The sequence below is a fragment of the Micromonospora sp. WMMB482 genome (assembly GCF_019038635.1).
GTDB lineage: Bacteria > Actinomycetota > Actinomycetes > Mycobacteriales > Micromonosporaceae > Micromonospora > Micromonospora marina.
The window spans coordinates 5763814-5783621 of record NZ_JAHOPD010000020.1 but is presented as its reverse complement, the minus strand read 5'-3'; the positions used below and the strand labels follow the sequence as shown (position 1 = coordinate 5783621).

15 protein-coding genes and 1 riboswitch are annotated in these 19808 nt (G+C 74.7%); of the genes, 8 read left to right on the top strand and 7 right to left on the bottom strand.

What is annotated here, in order from left to right:
* Positions 1 to 15 precede the first annotated feature (15 nt).
* Entirely contained in the window at positions 16 to 1578 is a 1563-nt protein-coding gene (locus tag KSK32_RS28250) for an LLM class flavin-dependent oxidoreductase (RefSeq protein ID WP_216934207.1), read from the bottom strand.
* Positions 1579 to 1747: 169 nt separating this feature from the next.
* Positions 1748 to 1893: riboswitch (cyclic di-AMP (ydaO/yuaA leader) on the top strand.
* Here KSK32_RS28250 and KSK32_RS28245 point away from each other — a divergent pair.
* Together KSK32_RS28245 and KSK32_RS28240 are read left to right on the top strand one after the other, a co-directional pair.
* The gene (locus KSK32_RS28245) at positions 1892 to 2539 is read left to right on the top strand and encodes a transglycosylase family protein (protein WP_216934205.1); all 648 of its coding nucleotides are present in this window, start codon (positions 1892 to 1894) and stop codon (positions 2537 to 2539) included. Its footprint overlaps the riboswitch before it by 2 nt.
* A gap of 186 nt (positions 2540 to 2725) precedes the next feature.
* The gene (locus tag KSK32_RS28240; RefSeq protein ID WP_216934203.1) at positions 2726 to 3211 is read left to right on the top strand and encodes a YbaB/EbfC family nucleoid-associated protein; all 486 of its coding nucleotides are present in this window, start codon (positions 2726 to 2728) and stop codon (positions 3209 to 3211) included.
* Between the two features lie 104 nt (positions 3212 to 3315).
* Here KSK32_RS28240 and KSK32_RS28235 read toward each other — a convergent pair whose 3' ends face one another.
* From KSK32_RS28235 to KSK32_RS28225, 3 genes are all read right to left on the bottom strand, one after another.
* Entirely contained in the window at positions 3316 to 5631 is a 2316-nt protein-coding gene (locus KSK32_RS28235; protein ID WP_216934201.1) for a transglycosylase domain-containing protein, read from the bottom strand.
* Between the two features lie 146 nt (positions 5632 to 5777).
* Positions 5778 to 6437, bottom strand: a complete 660-nt coding sequence (locus KSK32_RS28230) for a hypothetical protein (RefSeq protein WP_216934199.1) — start codon at positions 6435 to 6437, stop codon at positions 5778 to 5780.
* Between the two features lie 212 nt (positions 6438 to 6649).
* A complete protein-coding gene (locus tag KSK32_RS28225; protein ID WP_254187217.1) occupies positions 6650 to 7414 on the bottom strand; it encodes a hypothetical protein in 765 nt (254 codons plus the stop codon).
* Positions 7415 to 7568: 154 nt separating this feature from the next.
* Here KSK32_RS28225 and KSK32_RS28220 point away from each other — a divergent pair, with 154 nt between their 5' ends.
* The 4 genes from KSK32_RS28220 to KSK32_RS28205 all read left to right on the top strand — a co-directional run bounded on the left by KSK32_RS28220 (position 7569) and on the right by KSK32_RS28205 (position 12731).
* On the top strand, positions 7569 to 8510 hold the full coding sequence (locus tag KSK32_RS28220) for a diacylglycerol kinase family protein (protein ID WP_216934197.1): 942 nt from the start codon (positions 7569 to 7571) through the stop codon (positions 8508 to 8510).
* A 29-nt stretch (positions 8511 to 8539) separates the two neighbouring features.
* Entirely contained in the window at positions 8540 to 9310 is a 771-nt protein-coding gene (locus KSK32_RS28215) for a nucleotidyltransferase domain-containing protein (protein ID WP_216934195.1), read from the top strand.
* A 46-nt stretch (positions 9311 to 9356) separates the two neighbouring features.
* Positions 9357 to 12152: an FAD-binding and (Fe-S)-binding domain-containing protein gene (locus KSK32_RS28210; protein WP_216934193.1), complete on the top strand. Its 2796-nt coding sequence runs from the start codon at positions 9357 to 9359 to the stop codon at positions 12150 to 12152.
* A 198-nt stretch (positions 12153 to 12350) separates the two neighbouring features.
* The gene (locus tag KSK32_RS28205; protein WP_216934191.1) at positions 12351 to 12731 is read left to right on the top strand and encodes a VOC family protein; all 381 of its coding nucleotides are present in this window, start codon (positions 12351 to 12353) and stop codon (positions 12729 to 12731) included.
* A 73-nt stretch (positions 12732 to 12804) separates the two neighbouring features.
* Here KSK32_RS28205 and KSK32_RS28200 read toward each other — a convergent pair whose 3' ends face one another.
* The gene (locus tag KSK32_RS28200; protein ID WP_216934189.1) at positions 12805 to 15786 is read right to left on the bottom strand and encodes a glycosyl hydrolase; all 2982 of its coding nucleotides are present in this window, start codon (positions 15784 to 15786) and stop codon (positions 12805 to 12807) included.
* A gap of 255 nt (positions 15787 to 16041) precedes the next feature.
* Entirely contained in the window at positions 16042 to 16425 is a 384-nt protein-coding gene (locus KSK32_RS28195) for a hypothetical protein (RefSeq protein WP_216934187.1), read from the bottom strand.
* Between the two features lie 96 nt (positions 16426 to 16521).
* On the opposite strand from KSK32_RS28195, the gene KSK32_RS28190 reads away from it, so the two are divergent.
* Positions 16522 to 17142: an L-threonylcarbamoyladenylate synthase gene (locus KSK32_RS28190; protein WP_216934185.1), complete on the top strand. Its 621-nt coding sequence runs from the start codon at positions 16522 to 16524 to the stop codon at positions 17140 to 17142.
* A gap of 76 nt (positions 17143 to 17218) precedes the next feature.
* On the top strand, positions 17219 to 18793 hold the full coding sequence (locus tag KSK32_RS28185; protein WP_289256415.1) for a Na+/H+ antiporter: 1575 nt from the start codon (positions 17219 to 17221) through the stop codon (positions 18791 to 18793).
* Between the two features lie 44 nt (positions 18794 to 18837).
* On the opposite strand, the gene KSK32_RS28180 is transcribed toward KSK32_RS28185, so the two are convergent.
* Positions 18838 to 19770 carry a superoxide dismutase gene (locus KSK32_RS28180; protein ID WP_216934183.1) on the bottom strand — a complete coding sequence of 311 codons (933 nt, stop codon included), beginning with the start codon at positions 19768 to 19770 and terminating at the stop codon, positions 18838 to 18840.
* Positions 19771 to 19808: the final 38 nt, after the last annotated feature.

Sequence of the window (19808 nt, the reverse complement as noted above, 5' to 3'; positions counted from 1 at the left end):
CAGAAGTCAGCTACCTCACAGCTGGCCGGGGAAGAAACCGTGCCGGGCCAGCGGCTCGACGATCTGGTGCTCCTCGTACGACAGGTGCGACAGCAGCGTGTCGGTGAGCAGGTCCACCGCCTCCTGGAGCTGCGTGAAGTCGCCGGGCCGCCGGACCAGCTCCACGAGCGCCCGGTCGACGTTCTCCACCACCCCGTGGATCACCACGTGCTCCTCCTCGAGGCGGTCCAGCACGGCGGCAAGCCCGGCCTCGGAGCGGCGCAGGTGCGGGAAGATCGAGGCGTCCTCCAGCCCGTGGTGCTGGGTGACCATCGTGCAGTAGGCCGCGCAGTACGCCCCGAGCGTCCAGTTGTTCTGCCGCATGGTCATCTCGTTGAGCGCGGCCCGCGCCCGGCCCGGCGAGACCGAGCCCCGCTTGACCTGTTCCAGCAGGTCGCGCACCTGGGCCAGCTCCTGGCGCAGGTGGTCGTGCACGTCCACCAGGTGCTGCCCGGCGGCCTGTCCCCGGGCCGGATAGGCGTGTCCGGCCGGTGGCGGCGGAGCGCTCGGGCGGGTGGACTCGTCCCACGCGCGGCGCGCGCTCAGGCGTACCCCCGGGTCGGGGGTGGGGGTGACGCCGAGCGTGCTCGGGCCGCCGGCGGTGGCCGGCTCGCGGGTGGCCGCGCGGGCGGCCGCGGCGGGCGTGGCGCGCTCGGCGGCGACCAGCTCCCGCACCGCCGGCGCGACCTCCTGACCGAAGATCTGGATCGCGCGCGGCTCGTCGCTGCCGAGGATGAACGTGGTGATGCCGTGCTCCAGCGTCAGTCCGGCCAGTTCCTCCACCCACTGCTCCGGCGGTCCGGCCAGGAAGCCGGCCGACGAGCGGGCGAACGTGCCGGTCACGTTGAGCATGCGGCGGATCGCGGCCGGGTCGCGCCCGGCGGCCGCCGCGCCCTCGTCGACGAGCGCGTTCAGGGCGGGCAGGTCGTCGGGGCCCTCGGGCAGGTACGACAGGGACGGCAGCCAGCCGTCCGCGGCGCGGCCCACCAGGCGCAGCATGCGCGGCTTGTATGCGCCGACCCAGATGCCCACCGGGTGCGCCGGGGCCGGACCGCGCTTGGCGCCGACCATCCGGTAGTGCTCGCCGTCGACGCGGATCATGCCGCGGCGGTCGGTGTCCCAGACCTCGCGGATCACCTGGATCGCCTCGTCGAGGGCCTCGACGGCGGCGCCGGGGGACAGGCGCCGCCCGCCCGCAGCCTCGATCGCGTCCCAGAACGCGCCCGCGCCGAGTCCCAGCTCGACCCGGCCGCCGGTGAGCAGGTCCAGGCTGGCGACGCTGCGGGCCAGCACCACCGGCTGGCGCAGCGGCAGGTTGAGGACGTTTCCGGCCAGGCGGACGCGTTCGGTGGCGGCGGCCACGTAGGACATCAGCGTCCAGGTGTCCAGGAAGCCCGGCTGGTACGGATGGTCCTGGAACGTGACCAGGTCCAGCCCGACCTGCTCGCAGAGCCGGGCCAGCGCCACCACCTGGTCGGGCTGCCCGGCGGCGGGCGTCAGGAAGCCGCCGAAGGTCAGCTCGTGTCCGTGATCGGTCATCCGTCCGCCCTCCCGTGATCTTGCCTGGCCCTGTCACCGTAGCGCCGCCCCCGGTCGCCCGGCCGGGTGAAGAGCGTCACAAGAAGCGGATGATCGTCGCAAATCGCTCCTAGCGTCAGTTGCGTTCGCACAAGCGGACACCGGGGCTGGAAACGCCAAATCCCGCCGCCGGCCCCGGTAACCGAACCTCGCGCGGGAGCGGGGGAACCACACGTTCCACGGTGCATCGGCACCTCGGGGTGAAGCCGCCACCGGCGGCCGGGCTCCTCGGCCCGAACCCGACAGCTCACCTCGTCGGCGTGGAGGAATCCACATGGCAACTGAATACTCAGCCCGAAGCCGCCGTACCGCGCTCGGCGCGGCTCTGGCCGGCGTCGCCGTCGGCGCCGCGACAGTGTTCGGCCCGGCCGCTCCGGCCAGCGCCGGCGTCAACTGGGACGCGGTCGCGCGCTGCGAGTCCGGCGGCAACTGGAAGATCAACACCGGTAACGGCTACTACGGCGGGCTCCAGTTCTCCCGCGCCACCTGGAACGGCTACGGCGGCAGGAAGTACGCCGCCCGCGCCGACCTGGCCAGCCGGTCCGAGCAGATCGCCGTCGCGGAGAAGGTGCTGCGCGGGCAGGGCATCGGCGCGTGGCCCGTCTGCGGCAGGAAGGGTGGCTCGGCGAGCGCCGCGGCGACTCGGTCCGAGCGGGCCACCACGAAGGCGGCACCGAAGAAGGCGGCCCCGAAGCGGGCCGCCGCGCGCAAGGCCACGCCGCAACGGGCCGCGACGAGGGTGTTGCCGCAGCCGTCGTCCGCCGCCGGGACGTACGTGGTCCGGCGCGGGGACACGCTGTCGGAGATCGCCGTCGCGCAGCGCGTCGACGGCGGCTGGCGTGCCCTGCACGAACGCAATCGCGCGGTCGTCGGCGACGACCCGGGCCTGATCTTCCCCGGTCAGCGGCTGCGCCTGCGCTGAGCGGCCCTCGGACGCCCGGCCGGTTCGCCCCGGCCGGGCGTCCGGCCGTCCGCGACACGCCGCGCCGCCCGGTGTCCGCCCTGCTCGCGGCGCCGGGACGCGGCCCTCGGCGGCCGGTGACCGCGATTCGTCGGAGCCGGTTGCTAGGGTCACGATGCTCGGCTAAGACGTGAAGAAAGCGCGGAAATGACCAACGACCCGTTCTCGGCGGCCGCGAGCCTCGACGAGCTGCTGACCCGCACGCAGCAGGCGCTCGCCGCGATGCGCTCCCGGGCCTCGGCGCACACCGACGGCGAGCCGGGCGACCTGCTCCGGGCCGAGGGCACGGCCGCCGGCGGGCGGGTCCGCGCGGTCGCCGTCCAGGGTGGCCGGCTGGACTCCGTGGTGATCGACCCGGAGCTGGCGGGCGTGCCCTTCGACGTCCTCTGCGGACACCTCGTCACCGCCGCCAACGCCGCGCTGTCCGAGCTGGACGCCCAGGTCAGCGCGTCGGCGCGGGCCGACGCCGACGCGCTCGCCGCCCGGCTCGGCGGCGTGGGCGACCAGGCGGAGCTGTTCAGCCGCGCGATGCACGAGGTGGCCGCCCGGATCCACCGCGACCGTGGCGCCGTGTCCCGGGCCGGGCGCCCGGCCGGCGCGGGCACCCACCCCGGCAACCGTGACCTTCGATAGGCCCTGGTCAGGGCGACCGTTGCCGGTGGTGACACGGGCTGCCGTGCACGCGGCGGACGGCGCCGCTGTGGGCCGGCGGCGCAGATCAACGTGAGGCGGCCGGGTCAGCGCGGGCCGCGGGTCCGCGTCGGCGACACGGTGGGCAGCGGTGGCAGCGACGGCGTCAGCGTCGGCCGCGACGTCGGCCGACGGGTCGGGTCCGGGCTCCGGGACGACGACGAAGGACTCGGGCTCGGCGACTCCGACGGCGTCGGCGCGGCGGTGGTCGGCGGCGGTGGCGCCGACCGAGTCGGCTCCGGGTTCTCGCCGGGGAACGCCGGCTGACCGAAGCGGTACTCGTCCGGGTCGAGCTTCATCGCCGCGGTGGCCCGGGTCATGAACTGCCGCCAGATCGGCGCGGCACCGGTCGAGCCGTACACCTCGTAGCTGCCGCCCCTGGTCCGCAGCGGCTTGCCGTCGGTGGTGCCCAGCCAGACGGCCGAGGCGAGCGCGCCGGTCCAGCCGACCATCCAGGTGTGCACGTTCTGCGTGGTGCTCTGCCCGGCCTGCCAGGTGCCGGTCTTGCCGGCGGAGTCCCAGCCGTTGCCCAGCTCGGCGGCCCGCACGCGGCGCAGCGTCCAGTCGAGCTGGTCGATCGCCTCGCGGTCCAGGCCCAGGTCGGTGGTGCGCAGCTGCTCGGTCCACACCTGCTCGTCGTCCTTGCTGACCGACCGGACGAAGTGCGCGTCGGCACGCTTGCCGCCGCCCGCGAACGTCGCCATCCCGTTCGCGTGGTCCTGCACGGTGATGCCGTACTGCCCGATGCCGACCTCCGTGGAGAACCGCTTCGCCACCTCGTCGGCCGGGTCGCTGCGCAGGTCGACACGCTGCGGCCGGGGATTGCCCCGGACCGTCTCCCACATCGACTCCACGCCGGCCTGCCGGGCCATCTCGATCACCTTGTCGGTGCCCAGCTTCTCGGTCAGCTCGAAGTAGGTCACGTTCAGCGAGGCGACGGTGGCCTCCCAGAGCGCGCAGTCCGGCTGACAGGGCGCGCGTTCGGCGTTGCGGATCGGCCCGGCCGCGCTGCCCCTGGTCCGCCCCGAGGCGGGGAACTCCTTGGTGTCCGGCGAGTCGAACCGCTGCTTCACCGAGATCCCGTCCCGGACGGCGGCGGCCAGGTCGTACACCTTGAACGACGACCCCGGCGGGTGCTGGCCGAAGCCGCGGGTCTCGCCGTTCTCGTCGTAGTACCAGCCGGCGTAGTCCGCGCCCGAGCCCCTGTCACCGCCGTAGTAGCCGAGCACCCGTCCGGTCCCCGGCTCCACCGCCACCAGCGCGGCCTGCCAGTTGCGCGGCTGGTCGCGTACCGCCTGCGGCGCGGTGTCGCGGCGGATGTCCGCCGCCGCCTCGGCCGCGTCCTGCACGCGCTTGTCGATGGTGGTGACGATCCGGTAGCCACCGTCGCGGATCACCTCGTCGGGCTTGCCGCGGAACGGCTCGGTCTCGCGCAACTCGGCGAGCACGTGGTTGACCACCAGGCCGGTCGGCCGGTCCAGGTCGGACCGGCCCGCGTCCTCGTCGATCGGCCGGACCGTGTCCGGGTACGTGAGCCCCGCCGCCTGCTGTGGCGTCAGGTAGCCGAGCTCGACCATGCCGTCGCGGATGTAGTTCCACCTGTCGATCGAGTTCTGCCGGGCCAGCGCGTTGCGGCGCGGGTCGTAGCCGGGCGAGCCCTCCGGGTCGGCCGGGTCCGCCTCCGGCTGCTTCACCATCGCGCAGAGCACCATCGCCTCGGCCGGCGTGAGCTGCCGCGCGGCGGGCGCGTCCCGGCGCACCGTCTTGCCGAAGTACGTCTGCGCGGCCGCCTCGATGCCGTACGCGCCACGGCCGAACGGCACGGTGTTCAGGTAGAAACCGAGGATCTCCTCCTTGGAGTACGCGTCGTCGAGCTTCCACGCGATCACCGCCTCGCGCAGCTTGCGGGAGTAGGTGACCCCGCGCAGGTCTGCGGCGATGCGCGCGTACTGCTGGGTGAGGGTGGACGCGCCCTGCCGCTGCCGGCCGCTCACGTTGGCCCAGGCCGCCCGTAGCACGCCCCTGAAGTCGATGCCCTGGTTCGTCCAGAACGTACGGTCCTCGGCCGCCACGATCGCCTGCTTCGCCGAGTCGTTCATCTGGTCGTACGGCACGATGGTGCGGTTCTGCGCGCCCAGCTTCGCCATCGGCGTGCGCCCGTCGGCGTAGTAGACGGTGGTGGACTCGGGCAGCTTCAGGTCGCTGGGCGTCGGCACGCTGTCGAAGTAGTAGCCGCCGGCCACCAGCCCGCAGCCGGCCAGCAGCGTGCAGACCGCGAGGACGACCGGCAGACGCCGCCGGCTGCGCCTGGGGCGCATCTGGGCAGCGCCGCCCGGCTCCGCTGTGGATCCGCTGTTCCGCACGCCTTACCTCCGACTGCTCGGCTGAGTCGTGCCCGGCTCGCAGGCTAACCGAGCTGCGCCGACGACACCGGCCGAAGAGCCCGGACGGGTGTGGCGCCGGTCCGGGCCGGGGCGTACGACTGCCGCCCCGGCCCGGGCTCAGCCGGTCAGCGTGCCGCCCGGCCGACGGCCCGGTCGTCGCGTTCCCGGCCGACGGCCCGGCGGGTCCGCCACCTGTCGTTGCCGCCCGCGGGCGACGGCGCCGGCCGCCACAACGACCGCACCGGCGTGCCGTCCGGGGCGGCGAACGTCTCCCGCTCGGCGTAGCCGAGCCGCCGCAGCAGCTCCTCCTGCCCGGCAGCGCACGGATGCGCGTACGAGGGCAGGTTCAACGTGTCCATCCGGCGCTGCGACGCGGACAGCGCCTGCGTCGCGCCGCCCCGGGGGGCGGCCAGCAGCGCCAGATGGTTGTGCGGCTCGGCGGGGCGGCGTGCCGCCATTTTCTCGCCGAAGCGGCGGAACCGGTCCTCGTCCGGCCCGGCGGCGCTCGCGAGCCGGTCGGCGTACCGGTGGGGGGACGGGATCGGGCGGTAGCGGTGGAACCACACGGTGGCGGCGCTGCCGTCGGGCAGCAGGAACGCGTCGCCGAACAGCAACGCGTGCTCGGTCCAGATCCGCGCCACAGCGGCGAGTACCGGCAGGCGGCGGGACGGGTCGGGGACGAGCCAGGTGGCCGGCGCGGTGGGTGCGAGGGACTCGGCGACGAGATCGGCGATCCGGCCGATGTCGCACCAGCGGGCGCGGACGACGGACAGGGCTGTGCTCATGGACGAACTCCTGTCTTCGCAGGCGTGATCGGGTCGGTTACGGGCGCCGGACGACAGTCGGCGGCGCCGCCGCGGCATGCGGCAGTCGGGCGGGACACGCCCGTGCTCCGGATCGGAGGTGCCTGTGGAGTCCGCTCAGGCAGGTCTGGTGCCGGGGCGCGACGTGCGCGACGGCGGCAGCGGCTCGGCCGCCGGTCGCGCGTATCCGTGGGTCAGCGCCGGCAGCCGCCAGCGGTCCGCGTCCGCGTCGGCGGCCTCGCTGTGCACCCCGCCGCCGCCGTGGGTGACGGCGTCGAGCGGCGGCGGCAGGGGGGCGTGGTCGTGACGTGCGCGGCCGGACCGGCCGCCGCCGCCCGGTCGCCTGCCGGATCGGCCCACCGCGTGCCGACGGCGGTGAGGGCGCGCCCCGCCGGGGCGGCGAGGACCGGCCCGCCCAGGCGGGGCGGCGTGTCGTGCGCACGCTCGGGAGCCGGTGCCGGCGTTGCGACCGGGTCGGCCGGGGCGACCGGGGCGACCGGGGCGACCGGGGCGCCGGGAGCGGCCGGGCCGGGCACGGGCGGTTCGACCACCCGGCCGGTGACCGGCGCGGCAGGACGCCCCGGCTGTGCCGGCACCGCCTCCGGCCGGCCCGCGCCGGGCGTGGGCGACGCTGTGCCGGGTGCTGTCGCACCCGGCGCGGGCGCGGCGGCGTCGGGAGCGGGCGGGGCGGACGCCGGCGCCTCGGCAGCGTCGTCGCCGGACCCGGAGGGGGCCGCGCCGACGTCGTCGGTTCCGGACGTGGGCAGGTCGAGCACCGTCCCGAGCGTGTGGGTGAGCACCCCGAGGGTGGCGGTGAGCGCACCGGACGGCTCCCGGTCGGCGGCCTGGGCGGCCGAACCGAAGGCGACCTCGTGGGCGCCCCAGACGACTGCCACGCCGCCGAGCAGCAGACCGAGGCGCAGCGTGCAGCGCGCCGCCCACCCGGTCCGTCCCGACATCCCGCACCCTCCGGATCCGCGCCCGGCGGCACGGATCGACGCCCCGCACTGTACCGAACGTGGCAGCCCGGGCACAGTAAGCGGTTGATCCGAATCGGGCGTGCCGCGCCCGGCGCAGGCGTGGGATCCGCGCGGTCCGGGTACCAGCCGGACCATGGACACGCGCACGGCGCAAAGCCCGGACACCACCCCCGCCCCCGCCGCGCCCCCGGCCGGTGTGGTCGCTGTCGTCGCCCACCGGAAGAAGACGTTCGGGGGCGGGCTCGACGAGCTGCGCTCCCGGCTCGTCGGCGCCGGGGTCGGGCGGCTGCTCTGGTACGAGGTGCCGAAGAGCCGCAAGGCGCCCAAGCGGGTCCGCGCGGCGCTGGACGACGGCGCCGAGTTGGTGCTGGTGTGGGGCGGCGACGGCATGGTGCAGCGGTGCGCCGACGCGCTGGCCGGCAGCGGCGTGCCGATGGGCATCCTGCCCGCCGGCACCGCCAACCTGTTCGCGGTGAACCTGGGCATCCCGGTCGACCTGCCCGAGGCGGTACGCATCGCGCTGCACGGCCGCCGCCGCGAGCTGGACCTGGGCCGGATCAACGGGGAGCACTTCGCGGTGATGGCGGGCGCCGGATTCGACGGCGACCTCATCCGTGACGCCGACCGGCAGCTCAAGGGCCGCTTCGGCAGGATCGCGTACGTCTGGACCGGGCTGCGGCACGTGCGCGGCGAGTGCGTACGGACCCGGATCCGGGTCGACGGCGCCGACTGGTTCGACGACGAGGCGAGCTGCGTGCTGTTCGGCAACGTCGGCACCATCACCGGCGGCATCCCGGCGTTCGACGACGCCCGCCCCGACGACGGGGCCCTCGAAGTCGGCGTGTCGACCGCCGGCGGCGCCGTCGACTGGGCGCGGACGCTGGGCCGGATGGCCGCCGGGCGCTCCGAGGATTCGCCGTTCGTCCGGATCACCCGGGGCCGCAGGATCAAGGTCCGGTTCGACGCGCCGAAGACGTACGAGCTGGACGGCGGCGCCCGGGGCAAGGCGAAACGGCTCAAGGTCAAGGTGGTGCCGGGCGCGCTGACGGTGTGCTGTCCCGACCCGGCGGACTGACCGCCCCCGGGCCGGGGCAGGATGCCGGAATGCGCGACGACATCCGCGACTACCTGGCCGAAGTGGTCCGCCGTTCCCGGGACGTGCTCGGTGACGACCTCGTAGGCGCGTACGCGGCCGGGTCGGTCGGGCTGGGCGCGTACCAGCCGGGGCGCAGCGACGTGGACGTGGCGCTGCTGGTCGCCGGACCGCTGCCGGAGGCGGACAGGCGTCTGCTCGTGGACCGGCTGCGGCACGAGTCGCTGCCCTGCCCGGCGCGCGGCCTGGAACTGATGGTCTACCGCCGCGACGTGGCCGCCTCCGGCACCCCGGAGCCGGGCTTCGAGGTCGAGCTGAACACCGGCGCGACAATGCCGTTCCGCGCCACCTACGACCCGGCCGACCGGCCCGCCGCCGACGGGCGGTTCTGGTACGCGCTGGACCGCAGCATCCTGCGCCAGTCCGGCCTGGCGTTGCTCGGCCCGCCCGCCGCCGGCGTGTTCGCCGACCCGGCGCCGGAGAACCTGCGGGCGCTGCTGGCCGACGCGCTGCGCTGGTGGCTGGCGCTGCCCACGCCACCCGGCGACGAACCGGCCCCCGGCGCGGAGGACGCCGTGCTCGGCGCCTGCCGGGCGCTGGTGCGCAGCCGCGACGGCGTCTGGCTGGGCAAGGTCGACGCCGGACTGCGGGTGGCCGCCGACGACCCGGACGCCGCGCTGATCCGCGCCTCGATCGAGGCCCGCCGGGGCGGTACGCCGCCGTCCGGTCCGGCCGCCCGCGCGTTCCAGCGGCGGGTGCTGGACCGGATCACCGCGGGCTGAGCCACGCCGGGTGTGACTACTGTGGGCCGGGGGAGGTGCGGTGATCATGACGAGTCTGAGCGCGTCCGCGCGGGCCGGGCTGGAGGCGGTGGTGCCCGGCGGCGTGGCGACGCGGGCCGCGGACCGGCTGCGGATGGCCCACGACGCCTCGCACTACCTGCTGCACCCCGGCGCGGTGATCACGCCGGCCGACGCCGGCCAGGTGGCCGCGCTGCTGGCGTACGGCCGCCGCACCGGCACCGCGCTGACGTTCCGCTCCGGCGGCACCAGCCTCAGCGGCCAGGCCGTCACCGACCGGCTGCTCGTCGACGTGCGGCGGCACTTCCGCGACCTGACGGTGCTCGACGACGGGCAACGGGTACGGGTGCAACCGGGGGTGGTGCTGCGGCACGTCAACGCCCGGCTCGCGCCGTACGGCCGCAAGCTCGGCCCCGACCCGGCCAGCGAGTCCGCGTGCACCGTCGGCGGCGTGGTCGCCAACAACTCCAGCGGCATGACCTGCGGGACCGAGTTCAACACGTACCGGACGCTGGAGTCGCTGGTCCTCGCGCTGCCCAGCGGCACCGTGCTGGACACCGGCGCCCCCGACGCCGACGCCCGGCTGCGCGCCGCCGAACCGGACCTGCACGCCGGGCTGCTGCGGCTGCGCGACCGGGTACGCGGCAATCCCGACTCGGTGCGCCGCGTCCACGCCCAGTACGCCATGAAGAACACCATGGGGTACGGCGTGAACGCGTTCCTCGACCACGACGACCCGGCCGGCCTGCTCACCCGGCTCGTGGTAGGCAGCGAGGGCACGCTCGCGTTCGTCGCCTCGGCGACGTTCCGCACCGTACCCGTGCACCGGCACGCCGCGACCGGCCTGCTCGTCTTCGACTCCCTCGGCGCGGCGATGGCGGCCATGCCGGCGCTGATGGCCGCCGGGCCGGCGGCGGTCGAGCTGCTCGACGCCGCCGCCCTGCGGGTGGCCCAGCGCGACCCGAAGGCGGACGCCGCGCTGCGCGGCCTGGCCGTGCGCGGGCACGCCGCGCTGCTCGCCGAGTGGCAGGAGTCCGACCCGCAGGCGCTCGCCGACCGGGTCGCGGATGCCGAACCGGTGCTGGCCGGCCTGCCGCTGAGCGCCCCGGCCCGGCTCAGCGGCGAGCCCGCCGCCCGCGCCGCGCTGTGGCACATCCGCAAGGGCCTGTACGCGGCGGTCGCGGGCGCCCGCCCGTCCGGCACCACGGCGCTGCTGGAGGACATCGCCGTGCCGGTCGAGGCGCTCGCCGGCACCTGCGCGGCGCTCGCCGACCTGTTCGAGCGGCACCGGTACGCCGACAGCGTGATCTTCGGCCACGCCAAGGACGGCAACCTGCACTTCATGCTCAACGAGCGGTTCGACGGCGGCGAGGCCCCGGCGCGCTACGCCGACTTCACCGAGGAGATGGTCGACCTGGTGCTCGGCCACGGCGGCACGCTCAAGGCCGAGCACGGCACCGGCCGGGTGATGGCCCCCTACGTGCGCCGCCAGTTCGGCGACGAGCTGTACGAGGTGATGCGCGAGCTGAAGACGCTCTGCGACCCGGACGGCGTCCTCAACCCGGGCGTGCTGCTCAGCGACGACCCGGAGATCCACATGCGGCACCTCAAGACCGTGCCGACGGTGGAGGAGGAGGTGGACCGCTGCGTCGAGTGCGGCTACTGCGAGCCGGTCTGCCCGAGCCGCGACCTCACCACCACGCCCCGGCAGCGCATCGTGCTGCGCCGGGAGATCGCCGCCGCGCAGGCCGCCGGGAACACCGCGCTGGCCCGGGAGCTGACGGACGACTACGACTACGACGCGGTGCAGACCTGCGCGGTCGACGGCATGTGCGCCACCGCCTGCCCGGTGTTGATCAACACCGGTGACCTGGTCAAGCGGCTGCGCGCGCAGGAGCACGGCCGGACGGCGGGGACGGCCTGGCGCGGCGCGGCCCGCCGCTGGGGCGCCACCACCAGGGGCATGGCCCGGGGACTCGACCTGGCCGGGGCGCTGCCACCCGCGCTGCCCGAGGCCGCCACCCGGGCCGCCCGCGCGGTGCTCGGCGCCGACCGGGTGCCGCAGTGGCAGCGGAACCTGCCGCGCGGCGGCACCCCGCGCCGCCCCCACCCGGCCGGCGACCCGGACGCCGTGTTCGTCCCGTCCTGCCTCGGCACGCTGTTCGCCCCGGCGCAGGGCGGCACCGGCGTGGCCGCCGCGCTGCTCACCCTCGCCGGGCGGGCCGGCGTACGGCTGCTCGTGCCGGACGGCATCGGCGACCTGTGCTGCGGCACCCCGTGGTCGTCGAAGGGACTCACCGAGGGCTACCGGGCGGTGCGCGACCGCGTCCCGCCGGTGCTGCGCGCCGCGAGCCGCGACGGCGCGCTGCCGCTGGTCAGCGACGCCGCGTCCTGCACCGAGGGTTTCGAACGGCTGCTCGACGGCGCCGGGGACCTGCGGGTCGTCGACGCGGTCGCGTACACCGCCGGCACGATCCTGCCCCGGCTGACCGTGCGCCGCCGGATCGGCTCGCTGGCCCTGCACCCGACCTGCTCGTCGGCCCGGCTCGGCCTGGACGACGCGCTGCGCACGGTGGCCCGCGCGGTCGCCGACGAGGTGGTGGTCCCCGACGGCTGGCAGTGCTGCGGCTTCGCCGGGGATCGAGGGCTGCTGCATCCGGAGCTGACCGAGTCGGCCACCCGGGCCGAGGCCGCCGCCGTCGCGGCACGCCCCTTCGACGGGTACGCCTCGGTGAACCGCACCTGCGAGATCGGGCTGGCACGGGCCACCGGGCAGCCGTACCGCCACCTGCTGGAGCTGCTGGCCGAGGCGACCGCGCCGTAACGGTCCGGATCCTCCGAGATCGACACCAGTTCGGGGGAGTGGTGGGGTCCGGGTGGGTGGGATGTGACCACCTCCCCGTGCTGGCGTTGACCTTGGATCGGCCGGTGCACATGGGGTGCGTGCTCGACGCCAACTCCGGGAGTGACCGCCTGACCGCGCGGGGCTGCCGGTGAGGGCGGTCCTGGCTAGGCTCGGGTGATGCATCGATCGCGGTTGTACGCTCTGATCATCGACGCGCCGCACGACGAGGCGGGGGAGGCGGCCGCGTTCTGGTCCGCCGCGCTCGGTGCGGACCTGCGTACCGATCCCGCCGAACCGGAGTTCACCGGCCTGGCCGACGTGGTGCCCGGACTGGTCACCGCCGTGCAGTCGGTCGGCGACGCGCCCCGCTACCACCTCGACATCGAGACCGACGACGTAGTGGCCGAGGTGGAGCGGCTGTGCGGGCTGGGCGCCGCGCCGGTGTCCCGATGGCTCGACTGTCACGTGCTGCGCGCGCCGGGCGGGCACCTGCTCTGCGTCATCCCGGTGGCCAGCGAGCGGGAGCTGTTCGAGGCCACCGCCACCCGCTGGCCGTGAACCGCCCGCCGGCCGTGACCCGGTCGCGAGCCGGCGCCCCGGCCACTGGGGCCGGGGCGCCGGAGAACGCGGGTCAGGAGCCGTACGGCAGCGTGACGGTCGAGCCGTTGCCGACGCCGAGGATCGTGGGCGCGCCGCCGATGGCGTTCCACACCTCGACGCGTACCGTGCCGCCGGACAGGTTGCCCAGCGTGCCGGTGGCCGAGAGCAGCCCCTGGGTCTGCCGGTAGCGCTCCGCACCCGGGATCGGATCGGTGGCGAAGTACCGGTAGGTCTCCACCCGTTCGAAGCCGCCGTTGCCGGTCAGGTCGTAGGAGATCCGGATCTGGACGCCGTTGCCGACCGCGGTGCCCGCGTCGACGGCCAGGTCGAACGCGGTCGCCCCACCGGTGTACGCGCCGGTCAGCCCGGTGGCGGTGAACACCTGCGGGTTGGTCGGCGTGCCGTCGTGGTTGCCGTTCGCCGCCGCCACGTTCACCGTGCCGGCGGTGCCGGCGGTGCCGTCCAGCCCGCCGCCGGAGCGCAGGTACCGGACCGGCTTCAGCGACCCGGGGGTGCTCGGGCTCGGGCTCGCGCTGGTCGGCGTCGGGCTGGCGCTGGTCGGGGTCGGCGTGGGCGTCGAGGTGGGCGGGGGACCGGTCGGTACGGTCCCGCCGCCGGTGGCGTTGCCACCGCTCCAGGTGTACGCCCCGGAGGTGGCCGTCTTCCCGGCCGGCACGGCGAGCGTGGTGCCGTTGGAGAACGTGACTGTCAGCGGCCGGGCGGTGATGTTCGACGCCACGTAGGTGCGGACGCCGTTCTTGACGAACACCTTCGCCAGCGGGTGGTTCGCGGTGACTGTGGTGTCCACCGTGCCGAGCGCGGCCAGGTTGCGGATCCAGTGGAACGTGTGCGCCTTGCTCTCGCCCTCCTCGCTGGTGAACCCGCTGTTCGCCCGGAAGTTGCGCAGCGCCTGCTCGCCGTCGCCGAGGGCCAGGAACTCCCAGATGATGTCCTGCCACACCGTCGGCGGGCCGCCCTTGTTGGTGACCAGCTCGGCGTAGTTGGCCCTGACGTACTCCGGGAAGTCACCCAGGTAGAGGTGACCGCCGGTGATCGGCAGCATGTTGATGCCCTGGATCATCTCCGGTGCGGCGGAGAACCAGGTCGAGTACGACCCGCCGTCGCCCCACACCATGCCGACCGTCTTGTGCCCGAACGCGGCCGGGAAGTTCTGGTCGTACACGTCGAACCAGTACTCGGAGATGGCCGCGGACTGGGTGGTCCACAGGTAGACCCCGGCGTCGCGGACGGCGGTGTCGCCGGTGGCCTGGCCCCACTGGATCAGCGCGTTGGCGAAGTTCATCCCCTCCGAGGAGGACTCCTGGTTGTTTCCGGCGAAGAACGGCGCCAGGCCGGAGGCCCAGTCGTGCCCGGCGTAGATGTCGAAGTCCCGCAGGTAGGGGAAGCGGCTGTCGGCGCGGTCGTAGTTGTTGGCGTCGCGGATGAGCAGGTCGACCATGCCGCCGTAGCGGCTGTCGTCGGCCCAGCCCGGGTCGAACTTGGCGACCGTGGCGGCGGCGGCGATGAAGTAGCCGTAGTGGAAGTGGTGGTCGTTGAGGTCCTCGTCGGAGCCGTACGAGGCGGGGTAGCCGATCAGCGTGCCCCAGTTGCGGTCGTAGTAGAACAGCTGGCCGGTCTCGCCCGAGCCGGCGGTGAGCCAGTTGGTCAGCCGGTTCTTCATCGCGGTCAGCGCCGCGTCGCGGACCGAGGTCTGCCCGAGCTGGTCGGCGATCTCGGCGATCCGGGCGGCCCGGCCGAGTCCCTTGCCGGCCCAGTAGGTGTCCGTTCCGCTGACGCCCTCCGGGTTGCCCTGCTCGGCGTTGAGGTAGCCGGTGACGGTGGACAGGTCCGTGCCGCTGGAGTCGCCCACGGCCGGCACCTCGGGCAGGACGCCGGTGAACCGCATCGTGGTGGTGAACGACGGCACGCCGGTGAGCACGCGCATGGCGCCGCGTGCCGAGACGTACGCCGGGGTGATCGGGGTGGCGCCGGTGAGGCTGCGCCACTGGTGCGGGTAGAGCGCCACTACCGTCTTCGTCTCGCTGCCCTCGCGGGGCGTGGTGGTGAACGCGTACGTGGTGCGCACCGTTCCCGCCGACGGGTCGTACGTGTAGCTCATCCGGGTGCCGGTGACGTGGGCGTGGGCGTACCGGCCGTAGGTGTCGGACAGGGCGGTCCGGTCGCCGCCGCCGGGCAGCACCGCGACCGCGAAGTACCCCTTGCCGGCCAGCGTCGAGCTGATGCCGGTGCCGTTGACCGTCCAGGTCGCGCCGGACGGCGCGTACGCGACGTAGTCGTGGCCGCGGACGCTGAAGCCGATGGTGGCGCCGGAGTTGCGCCAGACGGTGGGCGTCCCGGCGGTGGTGAGCTGCGCGGTGCCGCCGTTGACCGTGTAGTAGCTGAACGGCAGGCCGTGGCCGATGGTGGCGCGCATGCTGCGGCTGCCGTCGCTCCAGTCGGCGGTGACCGTCCAGTCGGTCCAGCCGGCGGCCTTGACCACCGGCGCGGACAGTCCGGGCATCCCGACGCGGACGTCCTCGGTGTACGGGTAGTGGAACTCGCCGACGCCGGTCGCGGTGCCGCTGATCGCGGGCGTGGTGGTGTAGGACAGCCCGAGCCCGTTGTTCTCGGCCTTGAACGCCAGCGGGTGGGCGTGCAGGATCTCGCTGCCGGTGCAGTTGTTGCGCTTCCAGATCAGCGAGGACCACCAGTCGTTGGTGGGGATCGCGCCGGCCGGCGCGTCGGCGGTGGTGAATGTCCGCGGGTTGGTGCTGATCGCGCCGCAGCCCTTGGGCAGCAGTGCGCCGGCCGGCCGCGTCTCGGTGAAGCTGCCCGCGCCGACGGCGCCGGCGGTGGCGGTGCCGCCACCGGCGACCACGACGCCGAGCAGGCCGGCGGCGAGCACGGATGCGGCGACGAGGGCGGTCGCCCGCAGACCGCGGCGGCGGGCCGGGGACGGGACGGGCGCGGCCGGGGGTACGGGGTCGGGGGAGAAGTCCCGCAGGAGGGTCATTGAGGTCCCCTTCACGAGGAGAAGGCAGGGTACGGAGGTGGCGGTCCGGCGGTCGTGAGAGCGCTCTCTTGGGATGCGACATTAAGGTCCGGGTTACGGATCCGTCAATGTCCTGTTACCGAAGAGAGCGCTCTCGCGCGCGCGTGTTGACCGTCCGCGGTGGCTCTCCGTGCGTTCGGTGAGCAGGGCGGACGACCCCGGAACGCGGCGCCGCCCCCGGCCGGTGACCGGGGGCGGCGCCGCGCGTGCACGTGCTCAGGCGGCGGCGAGCCTCTCCGCCGCGTCGCCGGCGCCGGGCTGCCCGTGCTGCCGGTCGGCCGGGGCGACCGGGACCGTTCCGGCCAGGCCCGGCGTGAGCACACCGACCGCCGTGATCCCGCCGCCCGGTCCGGCGGAGCGGGCGGCCGGGACGGAGCGCGCGGCCGTGGCGGGCCGCAGCGCCCGGGCGGCGCTCAGCCCCGCCTGCGCGTTGTTCCAGGCCGGGCACGGCCACGCCGCCCCGGCGCAGCTCGGACTGGCGCAGGCGCGCTCGGCGTCCGGCTGGTGCGCGTCGGCCACTGCGGCGGCCAGGTCCCACAGCAGCGGATCGGTCACCTCCGCGGGGCGGTCGGCGACGCGGTCTGTGCTGGCTTCGGACATGATTCGGTCCCCCTGTCGTGAACGGCCCCCACCTGTTTCCGGAAACCGCCCCGGCCAAACCTGCGCCCGCCGGGGCGCGGACATAGGCTGGCCGGCGTGGCGAGGTACTACGACCTGCATCCGGACAACCCCCAGCCCCGCGTGATCCGGCAGGTGGTGGACCTGCTGCGCGCCGACGGGGTGATCGCCTACCCGACCGACTCCTGCTACGCGCTCGGCTGCCGGATCGGCAACCGCGACGGCGTGGAGCGGATCCGGGAGATCCGGCGGCTGGACGACCGGCACCCGTTCACACTGATGTGCGCCGACTTCGCCCAGCTCGGCCAGTTCGTCAAGCTCAGCAATGCGGTCTTCCGGCAGGTGAAGTCCGTCATCCCGGGCAGCTACACGTTCCTGCTGCCGGCAACCGCCGAGGTGCCCCGCCGGTTGCAGGACCCGCGGCGGCGGGTGGTCGGGGCGCGCGTACCCCGGCACGCCGTGACCCAGGCGCTGCTCGCCGAACTCGGCGAGCCGCTGCTGACCAGCACGCTGCTGCTGCCCGGCGAGGACGAGCCGATGACGCAGGGCTGGGAGATCAAGGAGCGGCTCGACCACCTCGTCGACGCGGTGGTCGACGCCGGGGACTGCGGGCTGGAGCCGACCACAGTGGTCGACCTGTCCGGCCCGGAACCGGAGATCCTGCGCCGCGGCGCCGGCGACCCCTCCCGCTTCGAGTAACGATCACCCGTTCCGCCCCGCCGGGCCGCCGCCGTAGGGCACCGTGGTTCCCGGCGAACGGTGACGGGGGTACGGCGTGGAAGCACTCCTGCTGATCACGGTGCTGGGCGCCACCGTGCTCGTCGGCACCACGATCGGCGGTCGCTACAGCGTCGCGCCGCCGGTCCTGCTGATCGCGACGGGCGCGCTGATCGGCCTGCTGCCGCCCTTCGACAACCTGATCCTCGAACCCGAGGTCGTGCTGGTGCTGTTCCTCCCGGCGATCCTCTACCGGGAGAGCCTGGTCATCAGCCTCCGCGAGATCCGGGCCAACCTCACGGTGATCGTCGGGCTCGCCGTCGTGCTGGTGATCGTCACGATGGTCGCCGTCGCGTACACCGCGCAGGCCCTCGGCGTGCATCCGGCCGCCGCGTGGGTGCTCGGGGCGGTCCTGGCGCCGACCGACGCCGCCGCCGTGGCCGGCCTGGCGAAACGAATGCCGCGCGGCATCCTCACCACGCTGCGCGCGGAGAGCCTGGTCAACGACGGTACGGCGCTCGTGCTGTTCGCCGTGGCGGCCGGCGTGGTCGCGGGCGGGACGGTGCCCGGAGCGCTGACGCTCACCGGCGAGTTCGTCGGCAAGTCGGCCGGCGGGGTGGCCGCGGGCCTGCTCGTCGGTGCGGTCGTGGTCCTGATCCGCAAGCACGTGGACGACCCGATGCGCGAGGGCGGGCTGAGCATCCTCACCCCGTTCGTCGCGTTCCTGCTCGCGGACGCGGTACGCGCCAGCGGCGTGCTCGCGGTGGTCGTGTCCGGGCTGCTGCTGTCCTACGCCGCGCCCCGGGTGATCCGGGCCCGCTCCCGGGTCACCGCGCTCGCGTTCTGGGACCTCTCCACCTTCATGATCAACGGCGGCCTGTTCGTGCTGCTCGGCACGCAGGTTCCGCGCTCGCTGCGCAGCATCACCAGCCACTCGCCGACCGCGTCGCTGGGCATCGCGGCGCTCGTCGCGGCGGTCGTGGTGGCGATCCGTCTGCTCTGGGTGCACCTGTCGGTGTCGGTGCTGCAACGGGTGGACCGGCGGGAGCCGAGCCGGGCGCAGCACTTCGACGGCCGGATGCGAACCGCACTGGGCTGGGCCGGGTTCCGCGGCGCCGTCTCGCTCGCCGCCGCGCTCGCCGTGCCGGTCGCCATGCACGACGGGAGCCCGGTACGCGAACGGGACCTGATCATCTTCGTCACCGTCGTGGTGATCGTGCTGATCATGCTGGTGCAGGGGACCACGCTGCCCGCGGTCGTGAGCTGGGCCGGCCTGACGGGTGACCGGGAACGCGACGAGGAGGTCCGCTGGGCCCGGATCCGGGCCACCGAGGCCGCCCTGGAGGCGCTGCCCCGGGCCGCCGGCGACGTGGGCGCCACGCAGGACACCGTGGACCGGCTGCGCGCCGACTACGAGGAGCACCTGGCCGATGCCCGCGACGCGGGCGGCGAGGGCGCGGAGGGGGAGCGGGAGATGGCCCGGCGGCTGCGGTTGCGGGTGCTCGATCACAAGCGGCAGGAGATCACCCGGTTGCGCGACACCAGGCAGATCGACGACGTGGTGCTGCGGCAGCTCCAGGCGGCCATCGACATCGAGGAGATCCGGCTACTCGGGCCGGAGATGGAGGAGTGAGCGCCGCCGCCCGCGCCGGATGTCCGGCGCGGGCGGCGGCCGGCTCAGCGTGCGTCGACTGCGACAGCGGTGTACGGGGTGGCCGGCGTCGGCGGAGTGGAGAACCGGGCGTTGGGCAGGTAGAGCCGGCCGAGCGCGGCGGCGACGGTGGTCGGCACGTCGAAGTCCGGGTCGGTGAGAACCCGGCGCAGCACACCGGTGGTGCCGGCGCGGTTCAGCTCGACCACGGCGACCTGGTTGAGCCGGTTCTGCACCACGTACAGCGTGCGGCCGAGCAGCAACAGGCCGTCACCGTTGGCGAACGTGGTGCCCGGCACGTCCACGGCGGTGGTGCCGCCGGTGGCCGGGTCCACCCGGAACAGGGTGCCGGTGTTCGACTGCACGACGATCAGCCCTCTGCCGTCCGGCGTCGGCACGATGCCGTTCAGGTTGACGCCGGTGCCGCTCTGCTGGAAGTCGCCGGTCAGCGGCAGCGTGGTGAAGCCGTCGGCGGGCGGTAGCTTGCCGCCGCGTCCCAGCGGCAGGCGGTAGAGCACCGGCCGGTTCGAGTCGGTGAACCAGGCGGCGTCGCGGGTGAGCGTCACGTCGTTGACGAACGTCGGCGCGTCGGCGAACCGGTAGCGGGCTAGCACGGCGCCGGTGCGGGTGTCGATCACCCGCGCGTCACCGGCGGTGCCGCCGGCGACGAAGAGCCGGCCCCGCCGGTCGACCTTCAGGCCGAGTGACGGGGTGCCGGTGGCGGGGCTGACCTGCCGGCCCGCTCCGGTGATCAGATCGGCGCGGTAGATCTCTCCGGTGGCCCGCGACCCGAACCAGGCGTACCGGCCGGCGGCGGCGACGCCCTCCGGCTGGAAGCCGTCCGGCAGCGCGATGACGCTCGGACGCCGGTCGTGGGCGGCGGCGGGGGCCGGTGCGGCGGTGGTGACGAGGGTGGCGGTGAGGGCGACGCCGAGGGCGGTCCTGATGCGTCGGTTCACTGTGGTCCTTCCGGCGAGTCGGTGGAACAGGACCTACC

What these genes read in the sequence shown, in the direction of transcription:
- KSK32_RS28250 (WP_216934207.1), bottom strand. Translation starts at nt 1,578, where the DNA reads ATGACCGATCACGGACACGAGCTGACCTTCGGCGGCTTCCTGACGCCC.
- KSK32_RS28245 (WP_216934205.1), top strand. Translation starts at nt 1,892, where the DNA reads ATGGCAACTGAATACTCAGCCCGAAGCCGCCGTACCGCGCTCGGCGCG.
- KSK32_RS28240 (WP_216934203.1), top strand. Translation starts at nt 2,726, where the DNA reads ATGACCAACGACCCGTTCTCGGCGGCCGCGAGCCTCGACGAGCTGCTG.
- KSK32_RS28230 (WP_216934199.1), bottom strand. Translation starts at nt 6,437, where the DNA reads ATGAGCACAGCCCTGTCCGTCGTCCGCGCCCGCTGGTGCGACATCGGC.
- KSK32_RS28225 (WP_254187217.1), bottom strand. Translation starts at nt 7,414, where the DNA reads ATGTCGGGACGGACCGGGTGGGCGGCGCGCTGCACGCTGCGCCTCGGT.
- KSK32_RS28220 (WP_216934197.1), top strand. Translation starts at nt 7,569, where the DNA reads ATGGACACGCGCACGGCGCAAAGCCCGGACACCACCCCCGCCCCCGCC.
- KSK32_RS28215 (WP_216934195.1), top strand. Translation starts at nt 8,540, where the DNA reads ATGCGCGACGACATCCGCGACTACCTGGCCGAAGTGGTCCGCCGTTCC.
- KSK32_RS28210 (WP_216934193.1), top strand. Translation starts at nt 9,357, where the DNA reads ATGACGAGTCTGAGCGCGTCCGCGCGGGCCGGGCTGGAGGCGGTGGTG.
- KSK32_RS28205 (WP_216934191.1), top strand. Translation starts at nt 12,351, where the DNA reads ATGCATCGATCGCGGTTGTACGCTCTGATCATCGACGCGCCGCACGAC.
- KSK32_RS28200 (WP_216934189.1), bottom strand. Translation starts at nt 15,786, where the DNA reads ATGACCCTCCTGCGGGACTTCTCCCCCGACCCCGTACCCCCGGCCGCG.
- KSK32_RS28195 (WP_216934187.1), bottom strand. Translation starts at nt 16,425, where the DNA reads ATGTCCGAAGCCAGCACAGACCGCGTCGCCGACCGCCCCGCGGAGGTG.